At 40.9% G+C, this 15127-nt stretch carries 10 protein-coding genes and 2 CRISPR repeat arrays; of the genes, 2 read left to right on the top strand and 8 right to left on the bottom strand.

From position 1 onward, the window contains the following. Window positions 1–158: 158 nt before the first annotated feature. Together F885_RS16940 and F885_RS16945 are read right to left on the bottom strand one after the other, a co-directional pair. Window positions 159–4664, bottom strand: coding sequence for a translocation/assembly module TamB domain-containing protein (locus F885_RS16940; protein WP_005313280.1), 4506 nt, complete (start codon window positions 4662–4664; stop codon window positions 159–161). Between the two features lie 48 nt (window positions 4665–4712). After that, the gene (locus F885_RS16945) at window positions 4713–7427 is read right to left on the bottom strand and encodes an autotransporter assembly complex protein TamA (RefSeq protein WP_005313277.1); all 2715 of its coding nucleotides are present in this window, start codon (window positions 7425–7427) and stop codon (window positions 4713–4715) included. A 162-nt stretch (window positions 7428–7589) separates the two neighbouring features. On the opposite strand from F885_RS16945, the gene F885_RS16950 reads away from it, so the two are divergent. Both F885_RS16950 and coq7 read left to right on the top strand, forming a co-directional pair. Further along, a complete protein-coding gene (locus tag F885_RS16950; protein ID WP_032858926.1) occupies window positions 7590–8909 on the top strand; it encodes an MFS transporter in 1320 nt (439 codons plus the stop codon). 3 nt (window positions 8910–8912) lie between these two features. After that, on the top strand, window positions 8913–9548 hold the full coding sequence (gene coq7 / locus F885_RS16955) for a 2-polyprenyl-3-methyl-6-methoxy-1,4-benzoquinone monooxygenase (protein WP_005313273.1): 636 nt from the start codon (window positions 8913–8915) through the stop codon (window positions 9546–9548). A 58-nt stretch (window positions 9549–9606) separates the two neighbouring features. Here the strand turns inward: coq7 and F885_RS16960 are convergent, their stop codons facing one another. The 6 genes from F885_RS16960 to F885_RS16985 all read right to left on the bottom strand — a co-directional run bounded on the left by F885_RS16960 (window position 9607) and on the right by F885_RS16985 (window position 13680). Then, the gene (locus F885_RS16960) at window positions 9607–10065 is read right to left on the bottom strand and encodes a hypothetical protein (RefSeq protein WP_005313271.1); all 459 of its coding nucleotides are present in this window, start codon (window positions 10063–10065) and stop codon (window positions 9607–9609) included. Between the two features lie 141 nt (window positions 10066–10206). Next, window positions 10207–10758, bottom strand: a complete 552-nt coding sequence (locus F885_RS16965) for a DUF2799 domain-containing protein (RefSeq protein ID WP_005313269.1) — start codon at window positions 10756–10758, stop codon at window positions 10207–10209. 40 nt (window positions 10759–10798) lie between these two features. Next, entirely contained in the window at window positions 10799–11233 is a 435-nt protein-coding gene (locus F885_RS16970) for a 2-amino-4-hydroxy-6-hydroxymethyldihydropteridine diphosphokinase (protein ID WP_005313268.1), read from the bottom strand. Then, on the bottom strand, window positions 11190–11570 hold the full coding sequence (gene folB / locus F885_RS16975; RefSeq protein WP_005313266.1) for a dihydroneopterin aldolase: 381 nt from the start codon (window positions 11568–11570) through the stop codon (window positions 11190–11192). The genes F885_RS16970 and folB overlap by 44 nt, the downstream gene beginning before the upstream one ends. 26 nt (window positions 11571–11596) lie before the next feature. Continuing rightward, window positions 11597–12895 (bottom strand): ABC1 kinase family protein, encoded by a 1299-nt coding sequence (locus F885_RS16980; protein ID WP_004806458.1) that lies wholly within the window; start codon window positions 12893–12895, stop codon window positions 11597–11599. A gap of 56 nt (window positions 12896–12951) precedes the next feature. Then, entirely contained in the window at window positions 12952–13680 is a 729-nt protein-coding gene (locus tag F885_RS16985) for a HesA/MoeB/ThiF family protein (RefSeq protein ID WP_277607221.1), read from the bottom strand. 291 nt (window positions 13681–13971) lie between these two features. Then, a CRISPR array of direct repeats spans window positions 13972–14599; the repeat unit is 28 nt; unit sequence GTTCATGACGGCATACGTCATTTAGAAA. 77 nt (window positions 14600–14676) lie between these two features. After that, a CRISPR array of direct repeats spans window positions 14677–15126; the repeat unit is 28 nt; unit sequence GTTCATGACGGCATACGTCATTTAGAAA. Between the last annotated feature and the right edge of the window lies 1 nt (window position 15127).

Raw genomic sequence — 15127 nt, 5'->3', positions numbered from 1 at the left:
GTTTAAAAATCTCCCCAGACCATTAACACATCTGTCCTCATTAATTTTTATGTGAATGGTTTTTGGGGAGGTTCAAGTAATGTTACAACCATAAAAAAGAGGAACTATTTCATCGAAATAATTCCTCTTTCTGATGCTAAACCAAGCTTAGAGTCGGCTTAGAATCTCCAGTTATAGAATACGTCAATTGCACGCTCTAAAGACTGACTTGCTTCCAGATATAAACGACGGTTCATCTGATAACGCAAGGTCAATTTATTCACTGGGGTAAATACACCAATACCATAACGAATAAACAGATCTGGCGTGATATAGCCTGTCAGACTCACCTGCGTATCATCACCTGTACCCTGTGCATCCAACGCCAAACCACTCAAACCAAAGGTACGACCAATCTGGTTGGTCAAGGCACGCGTACCGCCTAAGCCCATACTGATACCCGCAGCAGCAATGGTGTTATTTACGTCAGACTTAAAGCCTTCAGTATTACTTAAACCACTGTTACCTTCATTAATACGACCTGTGAGTAAGGCATTCAAGGCTTCTTGCTCAGACAAACCTGCATCGTTATAAATCTGAATATTCGGCACAGTGGCTGTACCTGTGACACGCACGCCGACCATACTACCTTGAACCGGTTTATTGGCATCAATATCCAACGTCGGGTTGGCCAATGGCCCATTGAAACGTGCAATCGCTCGATTCAAATCAAGACTTTGACCATAGGCTTCAATCTTCACTTTTTGACTGACACCAATCGCACCATTGGCACGCATGGCAGTTTCTAAACCACGTTGCGATAAGTGCAAACGACCGACCAATGGAATGGTACTTTCAAAACCTTGGAAAATAACTTGGTTGCCTAAAGTCACAGTCATATCGGCACGGATATCCCACGGTTTAGCCGCTTTTAAAGTCGCCAGCAAGTCTTGGCCTTGTTGAACCACACGCACATCAGGTGACAAGTTCACCACCGTTGCAGAACTTTCTGGCATCGAAATACGTGCACGTGGCACATCAATTTTCCCTTTCAGGCTTAATCTCTGATCAAAAGGATAAACATCCAAGCTTAAATCAGGTTCTACAATCGCCGTGATCATCGGTGCTTGGCGTACCAATAGGTTGTCGCCTTTCAGGGTCAGATTTAAATGTGGGTCATTCTTCCAATCAAAATTACCCTTCAAACGCCCAACACCCTGACCACTATTAAATGCGCCATCAATACTGGCAGATTGCTGACGGATCGAAGAATAAAGCTGGATATTGCTCAAATTGACAGGTAGAGAGATCATCGAAATTGCACCATTTTTCAAGCGCATCTCACCGACAAACTCAGGTTGAGTCAAGGTTCCATTCATTTTACCAGCCAAAGCCAAAGTCCCTGACATTGAACGTACGTCTTTAATAAACGGCTTAAAGACTTTCAACTGCACATCATTAAATGCAACTTCACCGCGCATTGGCATATTGGCTTGGTACGGATTAACAATTACATTAGCATAACCTGTACCAATGTCTGGTGTTTTCATATCGACACGTAATAACAAACCTTCGCTGATACTTTTCGCAATCAGACTCAATTCATCATAAGTGACCGTTGTAGCAGGATCTTGTGGATCATCTGCCGCCAATCCGATTTCACCTTTCTGGGTAACTAAACGCGCATCCAATTTCGGATGAGTTCCCTGAGCCCAAGATGCTTTGGCATAACCATTCAATTGACCTGTGACCGCCAAACCTTCAGGCATAAATGCGGTAAAATCTTTTAAATCCAGATTTTTGGTAATGAAGGAGAAGCTGCCTTTGGCTTTGCTAAGACGTGCAGGCTGATCCAGACATAACTGGCTGCTCGAACTCTGCCAGCAATGCTGACCGACATACAATTCCTGTTGTGCCGTGGTATAGATAATCGGCGCACTTTGGTTTTGTACCAAACTGATATTACGTGAAGTAAAATTACCTTTTTGCAATTGGCCTAACCAGTCGTTCTTTGGATTGAAACCACCTGCCAGTTGTAAATAGAAATTCGATTGACGGTTTTTACTCTCCACCTTCAACACATGTGCCTTGCGCGTTCCCGCTAGATTCACGGTTGCATGTTCGATTTCACGATTACCATTACGCAAACGGTCTAAAGTTGCAGTCAGCTGAGTAGGTGTGGTTTCAGAAGTCGGTAATTCACCTTGCACTTTTAATGAACGAATCGTCACCAGATCATTAAAAGCAAAGTTATCAACCATCATATTTGCCGTTGCTTTTAAGCGTGGCTGCGACTGTACATTTAAGCTACCGTATGCGCGACCACGTAAGCCCGGGTAAAGCTCATATAAAGCAGGCGCATTCAACTTAATGCGTAAGTTTTGCGCATTGCCTGTGGCTTGCAACTGGTTCTGTGCATAGGCAAAAAATAAGTCATTGGCTTCGAATTGTTGTGGCAAGAAACCTTGTTGATTCGAATCAAGCAATAAACTCAGATTACCACGACCACGAATCGGTTTATTATTCAGGAAGCCTGCAAGATTGAGCTGACGGATATCAATACGTTTCAGTTTATCCGACCAAACACCAAGTGTTTTAACTCGCCCAGAAACTTCACCTTTGACGCTTGATACAAAATATTGTGGTTTAAAACGTACTAGCGAGGCATCTATATCCCAACCTAATTTATCTTTGAGATTGACTGCACCCGTTGCAAAGATTTTGCCTGCCACACCATCATGATTAAGTTCATTGATCTTGATGTAATCAGGTGTCCCTGCAACCTTGATTTTTAATACGCCGTTACCTTGGTTTAATGCATTTAAAGAGCCATTATAATCCACGGCAAAACTTTTAAAGCCGCCACCTGCTTTTTCATCATTAAAAATCAAGGCAGCCGTACTTTTCCCTTTTAGGGCAATGGTTTCTGTTTTATTATCTTGTGGTAATTGCCCTGTTAAATCAATCTGTTCAAGCTGAATAATTTGTTGATTCGGTTTGGCAAAACCCGTTGCTTTTATTTCACCATTTAATAAGTTAATCGGTGCAGCAGCGGCAACTGTTTGCGGATTAAAATCCTGAGCTTTAAGCTGAGCTTGCCATGAAAGCTGTTGCTTTTCGGTAGGCAACTTAACTTTGGCCTGTCCCGACAAGCTGCCTTTTTCCGCCTCATAACGGAAGCTTTCCACATCTAATAGATCGCCTTTTACATCTAAACGCGCATCATATTTTCCTGTTGGTAACAAAGCTTGTTCATGAGGACGAATCGTTGTTGTGAGATAGATGTCTTGCTGGCCTTCTTTTAAGGTCAGGTTAGTATGACCTTCTTCACTACTGAGCCAGCCAATATATGGCATAGCACGATCAATCCCTTTCCATGAAACATCCAGCAACATTGGTTGTGCTTTATTATCTTTTTCTTCCGTTTGGTCTAGCTTAACCGCCCAAGTTTCAAATTTATCAAATGCAAGTTGTGCGTTCAGCACCAAGCCTTTTTCCATTGAACCTGTAGAACTTAAATTCGCATCCAAGTTTGGTGGCAAGAAATCTTGTGCAATTTGCGGTACGGTTTTGTCTTTCGGGTCTAAGCGCTCTAAGCGACCTTTAACATCCCAAGACACATGATCATGCCAGTTTACAAAACCCAGTAAGCTGACCACACCACCCATCAACTGGCCATTAAACTCACGGATATTCAATTGGTGAGTTAAATCAGTATCCATCTGTGCTGTATATTGACCCTCCGGCACTTGCTCGCCTTTTAGATCTGTATCCAACCTTAAAATCAGTTTTTGGATATCCCCATTAAATTTCGCAATACCGTCCTTAGCAAACAGCTTTTGATCTTTGAGTAATGGCAAATGATAGTTTTTAAAGAACAACTCACCATTCATCGGTACATGATCACGAACTGGATGGACGACCGCCCAACCTGTGAGCAGGTCTGGGGTACGTGTTGCAACCCCTACTTTTAAGGTATCTAAAGAACCTCTGGCAGCAACTTTAATGACATCAATATCTAGGCTTTTGAGTGATGGAATAATCAGGTCTGCTTTGGCATTGATTGGATATTTTCCACTAAAGTCCATTTCTCCCGTTGCATTTTGGACGGCCAAATACTCCATCTTCATGCGAGAGTCTTCGAACTTTAATTTGGTTTCTGACCATAAAGCATCTTTTAAATAAATATCGCTAAAATCGACTTTAGATGTTGTGGTTTGAAGTTGCAAATGGTCTAGGCTGGCTTCATCAACGCGCAATACAAAAGGAAGTTTGATTGGATCAAATCCAAACGGTTTACCTGATGGTGGTTTCTTATCGAGAATTTTTAGATTACGTACATCAGCATGGCTAAGGTGTACTTCTTTCTTAAGAATCGCTCTCCACCCTAAAGACACATCCGCACGGTCTAAAGAAACGTCAATTCCTTCCAGTCGTACCAACACATTTTTTAAGATAATGCCTGAAAGCAGATTACCGCTTTCATATTCGTATTTAATGGTTTTCTGGCTTTGAAGTACACGGTCTAATAGAAAACGGCTCCCCTTATCCGTTGACATCATCACAACCAAAGAGCTGACCAATAATAAAAGAATGATCAGCACAATCAGCACAACATTTCGAGCAATGCGCCGCGGTGGTCTTGGTTTTGTTGGAGGGGTAAGTTGCTGTTCTACTTCCGTCATAATCAACCCGAGATTGTTTGCCCTGATCAAACACAGGGCTAAAAAGTTTTAAAGCTGTGGACCAATAAAGAAATGCAATCGAATTGGATTGTTATCATTAGAAATACCAGATGCGATATCTAATCGAATTGGTCCAATTGGTGATCTCCAGCGGATACCTACACCCACACTATATTCTGTTGGGTTGCTAAATTGTTTGTCATAAGCGTTACCGAAGTCCGAGAACACAGCAGCACGCCAGCCATCTTTAAATTGATAATTATATTCTATAGAGCCAACCCCTAAGGCTTGACCACCTATCTTATAGCCGTTTTCTTCAGGTGATAAGCTCTTATAGTCGAAACCACGCAAAGACTGATCACCACCAGTAAAGAAGCGCAAGTTATAAGGAACTTTATTAAAGTCATCGGTGAAAATATAACTTGCATCGCCACGACCGACAAATTGATGATTGTCATTTTCACCCAAGGAATAGATGAAGCGCCAACCTGCACTTACAATTGCCATATTGGCATCGGAGAGTAAAGATTCAGTCCCCAATTCGACTTTATAAGTCTGTTTAAATCCACGGGTTGGATTTAAACGGGTATTGGTATTGGTTTTTGATGCTTCATAACCCAATAGCAAAGATTCTTGCTCAGAATCAATTCCTGAAACTTTAAAAGCATCAGGTAATTCATCAACATTGACATCACCTTTTTTGGTGAGGCGGTCTAAACGATAACGTAAACCAAAAGTATGTTGCCAATCACCCAATGGATTCTTAATTACACGCTCACCACCCAGTACCGCTGATTCAACCAATAAGTTGACATCTGGACCAATATCGTCACGGGTTTCACGTTCATAACCGCCGACAAGGTTAAAGTAGTCATTTAATGGATGTTTATACGGAATGCTATAACGACCATCAATCGATTGACGGATTTCTGAAACCTCAACGTTGGCATCGAAAGAATGCCCATATTTATTCACAATGGCACGACGATACTGAGTACGAATACGTGCCCCCGTATCTGTACCATAACCAATACCGGTTTCAAGACTATTTAAACGATCGGCATTCAGCGTCACCACGACAGGAATTTTGCGTTCTACCCGTGCTTGCTCTTCGAGTTTTTGACGTTCTTCATCGTCATCATCATGTACAGGCGGCATTGGCATTGAACGAGCCAAAGCAGGTTGTGCAGGTTCAGCACCTGAAAATTGCGATTCATCCACGACATCCTGCGTCACTTCTTGCGCAGAGGTAATTTTTGCACGCGCAATATCTGCTTTTTGTTGACTGCTCATCAATTGTGATTCTTGCACACGTTGCTGATCAACCAAAGCTTGCAAGTCAGGTGGTAAATCAAGAGGCGGTTGAATGGCATCCGGCTTGATCGTATCAACCAAGGTATAGTTAAAATAACGCGAGTTGGTTAAGTTGTTCGCCAATGCATTGACACGCCAGAAGGCATAATCATCACCTTCTTTCCATGGTGCCAAACTATCTAAAACCTTCTGAGTGAGTGGCAACGGCTTGCTTGGATCACTCATCCGATACTCAACTTGCTTTAATTTATAACGCTCACCTGTTTCATAATTTAAATTAATCTCAGCTGTTTTTTCAGGCTGACTAATTTTGACATCATGCAATCGCCAAAAAGCATCGAAATAACCATTGTCCGAAGCCACCGTGGTAATTTTAGTTTTGGTTGCTTCATATGAACCATGATTAAAAATATCGCCTACATCTTGCTCTGGAATTAAGCGAATCACTTGGAATTGTGGTGTATTGGCGCCTGCACCAGTAAATTCAATATTTTGTTCTTTAATTTTAACGGGTTCATTTGGAACCACAATCACCTTAACTTTGCTCTCACTCTCTTTCACAAAGGTATAAGTGGCATTGTAATAACCTACTGCCTGTGCTGCCTGATTGGTCAAAGCACGCAGTTGCGGTAAGGCAACATTAAAATCTTCAAAGGATTCTTGAGTGAAGCTAGATAGCTTGGCTTTGATATTCAGTGCCAAAATCGCAGGTGCACCCGTCACATCTGCAGAAATACGTGGAATTTTGTCCGTATTGAGTAAATTATCTGGGCGGAAACGATTCACAATTCGCTTAAAGAATCCAACTTTTTCCTGTGGTTGATCAGACTTAGGTTGCAAATCAGCTAATGTTTTACCTGTTTCATTGGCCTCAACCACGATTTTACTGTCTGCTTGGATCTCACCCATCAACTGGTCAATATTCAGCGGTGCTTGCTTGATTTCCGTCAGTTCCGTCTGTGATGCATCAGCAATGATAGGTTCAGGATTTCTTGCCGTATTTTCGCGATATGCTTGTGCTTCATTTTTCGCATCTTCAGCAACACGGAAGATTTCATTTGCCATCCCCTGATCCACTGGAATCACAGGCAAATTTTCTAAATTGTCATCCAACTGAATCGGTTTCAATTCGTTAATTTGGTTAGTGGATTGTTCTTGTTCTTTTAATGCAGCCAAACTGTCTTGCCCTGGCAATACCCCTTGATCAGCAAGATTGATTGCTGGAACCATCGGCGCGGCCGCTGCAACGGCCAATTCGACCGGTTGTTCCGTCTGTTCAGCTGCCTGATTTTCAGGCACAGTTGAATTTTGTTCTTGAGCATAAGTAACTGATATACAAGAACTAATTAAAAAACCACTACAAATAAGTTTAGGAAAACCCTGCATTTTAAAAATTAAATGCATAGAATGAACCAGTGTCGACTGTTTAAACTTCGTTTTAGATGGCATGTAAAACTCTAAATTTGTTTTTTAATTTATCGTTTTTGATGGGTGAAATAACTTCAAATCTTTGATTTTTCATCCAATCAGACATAGGTATCATACATGCATTTCATCACATTTTTACAGTTCGTCACATTTTTTTATAAATCACAATGAAGTGAACACACGATGAAACAAGACGAGCACTTAATGACTTCGCGTCGGTTCGCCCCGATGTTTTTCACTCAGTTCTTTGGCGCACTTAATGATAATGTTTATAAGCAAGCGCTGCTGTTAGTTATTACCTATGGCTGGATTCAACAACAAAGTGCCCCTGTCAGTACCCTCAATAATTTAGCTGCCTTATTATTTATTTTGCCCTACTTTTTCTTTTCAGCGACTGCTGGTCAAATTGCAGATAAATACGAACGCTCGCAACTAATTCGCTTCATTAAAATATTAGAAATCGTGATCATGTTAATTGGTACTGCTGGCTTCCTGCTTGGAAACTTGTGGTTACTGCTGTTTGCCTTGTTTTTAATGGGCACTCATTCCACCTGTTTTGGCCCAATCAAATATGCGATTTTGCCTGAAATACTAAAACCACAAGAACTCATGTCAGGCAATGCCTTGTTTCAGTCAGGTACATCGATTGCGATTTTACTGGGGATGATTTTAGGTGGTGCCGTGATTGCCACGTCTGAAGGTAATTTACTCTGGATTAGTCTCACCGTCGTTACAATTGCTTGCTTAGGCTATTTATGCAGTCGATTTATTCTCCCACAGAAAGTCGCCGCACCTGATTTAAAAATTGACTGGAACTTTATTCGTACCAGTTTTCAAACCATTAAATATGCCAAAAGCATCCCTGTCGTATTTGTAATTTTGTTGGGTAACTCTTGGTATTGGTTCTATGGCGCAACCTACCTAACCCAGATTCCGCAACTAACTCAACAAAACCTGCATGCTTCGGAAAATGTGGTGAGCCTATTACTCACCTTTTTCTCGGTCGGTATTGGTGTCGGTTCTTTACTTTGCCGAAAAATTGGTGGGTCAGACATTAATATTAAGATGGTGCCCTATGGCGCAATTGGTTTAACCGTTTTCGCGCTATATCTGGCAGCAAGTCTAGCCTTTGTACCTGAGCGTACAGGTGACTTACTCAGCTTAAAAGATATGTTTACGCTCGGTGCAGTCTATTATCATGTGATGTTGGCAGTGACTTTACTGGGCATTAGTGGTGGATTTTATATTGTGCCACTCTATGCCATGATGCAGGCCTATTCACCACGCTCACATCGAGCACGAGTTGTCGCAGCAAATAATATTTTAAATGCTGTATTTATGGTCTCTTCCGCAATTTTCTCAATTTTAATCTTAAGCATTTTAAAAATTGATATTAAAATCTTATTTACCATTACCGCTGTTTTAAGTGCAATTTTTTCATTTTGGTTATTAAAACGCCTAAAACCTTTATTGGAAAATGCTCCCAATACTTTAGAGGATTAATCTATGCGTCATTACACAGGTCTGGATAAAGTAATTCATTCTTTTGATCAAGCCTTACGTAGTTTGGTACCAGGCGCGACCAGTGCACAACGGACGAATCCCGCCAGTGATGAACCATCACAACTTTGTGTCAGTGATGCCCGTCATGTTGCAGGCTTGATGCGAGTTAATCATAGTGGTGAAGTCTGTGCTCAAGCGCTTTATCACGGCCAGGCATTAACAGCAAAACTACCGCATGTCCGTGAAGAAATGCAGCAAGCCGCGATTGAAGAACAAGACCATTTGGCTTGGTGCGAAGATCGCTTAAAAGAATTAGATAGTCACACCAGTGTGTTAAATCCAATTTGGTATGGTCTATCTTATGGTATGGGCGCGATTGCAGGCATTGCAGGCGACAAATATAGCTTAGGTTTTGTGGCAGAAACGGAACGTCAAGTTAGTCAGCACCTACAGGAACATATCCAACAACTTCCTGCACATGATGAACGTTCACGTAAAATTTTAGTCCAGATGAATGAAGATGAATTGCATCATCGGGATACCGCCTTAGAAGCAGGTGGTGTGGACTTACCTGCACCTGTGCGGATTACCATGACTGCCATTTCAAAACTCATGACTAAAACCAGTTATTATCTTTAAGTTATCCAAGGGAATTATTGTGAGGTAATTCCCTTTGTTTTGCAGCACTCAATCAAGCTTAGCGAAATACAATTTTGCCTTTATCAGTCGAATAACGATCATTCCAAAAGCTTTGCGACTGCTTGTCCAAATCGGTAAAAATCGTGTAGTCGATTTTACCTTGTCTAAAACTCAACTGATCATTCTTCTTTACTGCAATAACACGCGTGTCATTGACCCAAACCCGCTGCTGTTGATCAATTTTAATCACAGCCAAAGCTGTGCCATCTGATCTTTCAGCAATCCACTGTGGTTGTTGTGAAGATATACTTGGATTTGGTACATCTACCGTTTGTTCGACAAATCCCGCCTTGCTATTTTCTTCTTTGCTTTTGCTAATATCACAACCCTGTGCTTCACTGACTTGGGTACAACCCGATTGTTCTAATTGTTGTCTATATTTGGCATCAATTGCATAGGCTGAGTTCATGCTGCCACAGAGGATAATCCCTAGAGCAATAAGTAACTTGGCTTGCATAAATAATTCCTTCATTATTCGCTTGTTATCTATTTAAACATCCCTGTATACATGCGTATGTAACTCAAATGTGTTTCGTCACAAACAAAAAATCCATGGGCTTAGCCATGGATTTTTAAATCATCACTCAAACATCACTGCTTAATACAAACCATGTTCGGCCTTAAAGCGTTCTAGATCTCTGACAGCCTGATGATAACGTGACTGTACCCAACTACTATTGATACGTAGATCATATAAACGTTTTTGATAATCATCCCGAACTTTGCTTGAGAGATCTTTTCGTTCTAGCTCTTTCAAATAACGGTTCATATCATTTTGGGAGCGATTAAACTCTGAATCTGCTTGATAATATTCATTGGCAACTTGGTAGTAACTGCGCAAGGATTCACGTTTTTCGATTGGACAAACACGAATATCGCCACGACCTTCGAGCGCTTCACTAAAGATAATTTCGGGTCGGCAATAATAGCCTAGACCTTTTTGATAGCCTTGTTCATATAGCTTTTGATTGGGCACAATATTGGCTTTTTGACAGGAAGAATAGTATTTATCTAAACGGGATTCATGCCCATCGGAGCCATCTCTTTCGCCCACATTAAACCAATTTGCTGTTTTGCATTGCTCGACACTCATGGCCGCACAACCCGAAAGTAAAACCGTTAAAGTCGATAAAATCAAAATAAGTTTCATAAAAAACTTCCTATTATTATAGTGTTACTTGATTAAAGTATTACATTGTAATGACAGGATAATGCATGCTTTGAAGATAGGCTAAATCTGCATGCTGCCATAAATCATATAAAGGAATTTTTACATCCAAAGCCAATGGTAACTTTTTTGGATTAAATTGCATATGATCTAAAGTTTCACCCCACGCAATCACATCAATATCCAAACTAATATGATGTGACGGGCGAACTCGACCAGACTGCATTTCTAATTGTTTAAGGATTTCTGTTACTTCATCGACACAAAGGCGACTCTTTAATAGGCAAGCAGAATTCCAATAATCAGCCCCGATCCCGTCTCGACATGGAATTTCATAAATCGGAGAAAATTCCACTGTACCCAAACTTGCGAGCTGCTCATAGGCAAAAGTGAAATTTTGTTGCTGCTGGACATTACTCGCCAGTGCGAGCGCAAAAATTGTTTCTGTTGCGTTCAAGGCGAATTCCTACTGCATTGGCTTGTGCAATGATGGCGGGTTTGCGAATGGTGATACTGATCGATTCGATCGAGGGGAAAGTCCTAAATAGACATTCAAGTACCAATTGTGCAGCGTGCTCAATCAGTTTCGGTTTCGCCTCTTGTATAACTTGGGCTGCAAGCTCACAAAGCTGCGCATAGTTGAGCGTATCTTCTAGCTCATCCGAATGGGCAGCGTGTGATAGATCATTATGAATGGTGAGATCTAGCATTAAAGGTTGAATAATCTGGCGTTCCCAATTGAAACAGCCAACCACAGTATCAACCTTCAACCCTTCAATTATAATGGCATCCATAATGACCTAATGAACCGATAAATAAATTAATGCTTTAAAAACGAAGCAGGTTCAATATTGTGAACCATTTTTAAACGTTGGTCAGCATAAATATCGGTATATGGTGCGAGAACACGCATGAAACGATCAAAATATAGCATTTGCTTAAATAACAAGGCGAAGTCACGCGGGAATTTGATGCCGTGACGCTCACCGACAGCCACCATATCCATCATGATGTCATTCAAATCTGCTGGATTGGAACTGAGAATTTCTTGCGGATCTGCCAATAACACGCCACTAAACAAACGCTCTAAATCATCAGCCAAGACTTGGGTATCAATTTTCTGATGGGTCATGCCCATTTTCAGCATGTTTTCAGCCATTGCGTTGTAATTGGTATGCTGTAAAGCATCCATAAACGCCATACATGCTGTCCATACCTCAGGGTTTAGCTGGCCAACAATACCGAAATCAATAAAGCCAATACGACCATCTTCCAGCAGCATCAGGTTGCCTGCATGTAAATCCGCATGGAAGCTCTTACATAACATTAAGCTGCCAAACCAAGTATTCATCGCAGTAATCAATACTTGCGTCGGGTCTTTGGCATATTGTTTCACCACATCAAAGTCAGTCAATGACACACCATATAAACGCTGCATAGTCAGCACACGGCGAGTCGAAAACTGGTGATAAACTTTTGGTGCAGTTGCCGCTTGGTTGCCAGACACATTCAAGTACTGAATGAAGTCATCTAGGTTCTGAGCCTCTTCAATAAAATCAACTTCACGGACCATACGTGTTTTGATCTCATCCACGATTTCAGAAAGCGATGCAAACTTGATTTTTGGCACAGCTTTTTCTAAAAGTTTTGTCGCCCAATGCACTACATTTAAGTCGGTATATAAAATGGTTTCGACACCAGGTTTTTGAACTTTTAATACCACATCTTCGCCCGTGACTAATCGAGCGGCATGGACTTGTGCAATTGAGGCTGAAGCCAAAGGTTTTTCATCAATAAAACTGAAAATTTCATTGAGATTGCGGCCTTCAAACTCTTCTGCCAATACTTTTTGAATATAGCTAAATGGTAAAGTCGGGGTTTGATCTAAACAGCCTTGGAATTCCTGAACATATTCGCGGGGAAATAAAGACGGCGTACTGGCAATAAATTGCCCCAGTTTGATATAAGTCGAACCAAGCGACTCAAAGGTCTCACGCATAAGTTTGGCGTTGCTTGGTTTTTCAGTTGCATATTTCACACCTGCTTGTGCTGCAACCACCACTGTTTCACCAATACGTGCAACAGATCGTAATCCATCGAATAAAATATTTCTTTTCATAATCTTTCTTGCCTCACAGATGGCATTAGTTTAGCAAATTTTGCTCAATTTACCGATCAAGTTGCCTGACAAACTGGACAATTTACATCTTTTTCAAATTTAAGAATGCGTTGCGATAGATTTAAGCCATTCCAAAGTAATAATTTTTGCTTGAGTGGCGTCAGACCAAGCCCTAAAAACAGCAAAGTGTGATGTGCTTGTAATGACGCTATCATTACAGGTGTGGTTGCCAATACGCCTGACTCTGCACAGCGTAGCCCTTCATTGGCATGATCTTCTTTCGGAAACAAACATTCATAACAGGCTGAATCCGATTCCACCATAAACATCTGCCCTTCAAAACCAATCGCTGAAGCACTGATGAGTGGGACTTGATGCTTTTTACACACCGCATTGACTAGATAACGAGTGGTAAAATTATCACAGCCATCTAAGACTACATCTTGATGCTGTACAAGTTCATCAGCATTCATTTCATCGAATCGTATATTTTGATAACTGAGCTGTATATGCGAATTAATTTCTTTTAGATGTTTGGCCAATATTTCGGCTTTATACCGACCCAAATCATTTGCTGTAAATGCGATTTGTCTTTGTAGATTACTTATCTCAATCGTATCGGCATCGACAATAGTAATCTTGCCCACACCTGCACGTGCCAACAGTTCAGCACTGGTACAACCAATCCCGCCTGCTCCGATGATCAGTACATTGGCGAGTTTGAGTTTTTCTTGTGCTTCGATATCCCAACCATCTAATAAAATCTGACGACTATAGAGATGCATTTCCTCATTACTTAGCTCAAATTCGTTTTCTAAATGGTCTGACACGTGACTTGCTTCTTTATCATCAAGGGTAATGCTGATTTTAAGTCGATGTAGGATTTGAGGAAAGTAATAAATTGGAACGAACATTGTTTTCTTTTGACAAAAAGCTATTTTTACCCCAATATTTTTCTTACTCTTTAACAGCTTAATAAAATCAATAAGTTACTATATCAGTTAAAAACTTTGGGTATTTCTGCCTTTTTGGATATAACTTGATGTTTTAGCTTATATTATTTTCATTATTTTATAGTTCATGACGGCATACGTCATTTAGAAATTGGACGACACATGCTTCCTTGCCAAGTTGGTGTTCATGACGGCATACGTCATTTAGAAAAAGCAATTCCACAACCCTGAATAGACTTAATTGTTCATGACGGCATACGTCATTTAGAAAAATTAAACAAGCAATCATTATTGACTGCAATGGTTCATGACGGCATACGTCATTTAGAAAAACAGTTGAAGGCAATAAATCAGGATCGTTCAGTTCATGACGGCATACGTCATTTAGAAATCCTCATGGTATTGTTGTTTCTGTAGTTGGTGGTTCATGACGGCATACGTCATTTAGAAAATCGACTTGGCTTAATCAAGAAGGCTGGGAAGGTTCATGACGGCATACGTCATTTAGAAAATCCCTTTTTGATATATGGGTGACTACTGACAGTTCATGACGGCATACGTCATTTAGAAAAATCCAGTCGAAGCTGCTCGTGCATGGGCAAAGTTCATGACGGCATACGTCATTTAGAAAATTAATAGTACCAAGCTGTAACCCTATATTCTGTTCATGACGGCATACGTCATTTAGAAAAATCCGTATTGCAGAAGCTTATGGTGAGAAGCGTTCATGACGGCATACGTCATTTAGAAAAGTGGAGTTAAGTGATGAAAAGGCAGATAGCTGTTCATGACGGCAATACACGGGGCTTAAATCGCAAACCAGCGCCTTGTTCATGACGGCATACGTCATTTAGAAATTGAGGCTTTCGCGGAAAGAGCAGGGACAACAGTTCATGACGGCATACGTCATTTAGAAATTTGGGACATACAATCATCGCAGTGTCAGCGCGTTCATGACGGCATACGTCATTTAGAAATTATCTGCGCTGTCTTGCATCAACAAATAACTGTTCATGACGGCATACGTCATTTAGAAATTTGGGTGAAGCCGCTATTCAAGCGGACTTTCAGTTCATGACGGCATACGTCATTTAGAAATCAATTTCCCCGTCTTGGGTTTCGAGATTGGTGTTCATGACGGCATACGTCATTTAGAAATTGAACTCATTGATTTAAGTGAAAAAGTGCAAGTTCATGACGGCATACGTCATTTAGAAAGAACCATCGCTGAAGCCAAGCGAAACATAAACGTTCATGACGGCATACGTCATTTAGAAAT

This window comes from Acinetobacter higginsii (assembly GCF_000369845.1).
In the GTDB taxonomy this organism is placed as follows: Bacteria; Pseudomonadota; Gammaproteobacteria; order Pseudomonadales; family Moraxellaceae; genus Acinetobacter; species Acinetobacter higginsii.
This window is presented reverse-complemented; position numbering and strand designations above follow the sequence as displayed.

Coding starts and splice junctions, on each gene's coding strand:
- F885_RS16965 (WP_005313269.1), bottom strand. CDS start 10,758: ATGAAACTTATTTTGATTTTATCGACTTTAACGGTTTTACTTTCGGGT.
- F885_RS16940 (WP_005313280.1), bottom strand. CDS start 4,664: ATGACGGAAGTAGAACAGCAACTTACCCCTCCAACAAAACCAAGACCA.
- F885_RS16950 (WP_032858926.1), top strand. CDS start 7,590: ATGAAACAAGACGAGCACTTAATGACTTCGCGTCGGTTCGCCCCGATG.
- F885_RS16985 (WP_277607221.1), bottom strand. CDS start 13,680: ATGCATCTCTATAGTCGTCAGATTTTATTAGATGGTTGGGATATCGAA.
- F885_RS16945 (WP_005313277.1), bottom strand. CDS start 7,427: ATGCCATCTAAAACGAAGTTTAAACAGTCGACACTGGTTCATTCTATG.
- F885_RS16960 (WP_005313271.1), bottom strand. CDS start 10,065: ATGCAAGCCAAGTTACTTATTGCTCTAGGGATTATCCTCTGTGGCAGC.
- coq7 (WP_005313273.1), top strand. CDS start 8,913: ATGCGTCATTACACAGGTCTGGATAAAGTAATTCATTCTTTTGATCAA.
- F885_RS16980 (WP_004806458.1), bottom strand. CDS start 12,895: ATGAAAAGAAATATTTTATTCGATGGATTACGATCTGTTGCACGTATT.
- folB (WP_005313266.1), bottom strand. CDS start 11,570: ATGGATGCCATTATAATTGAAGGGTTGAAGGTTGATACTGTGGTTGGC.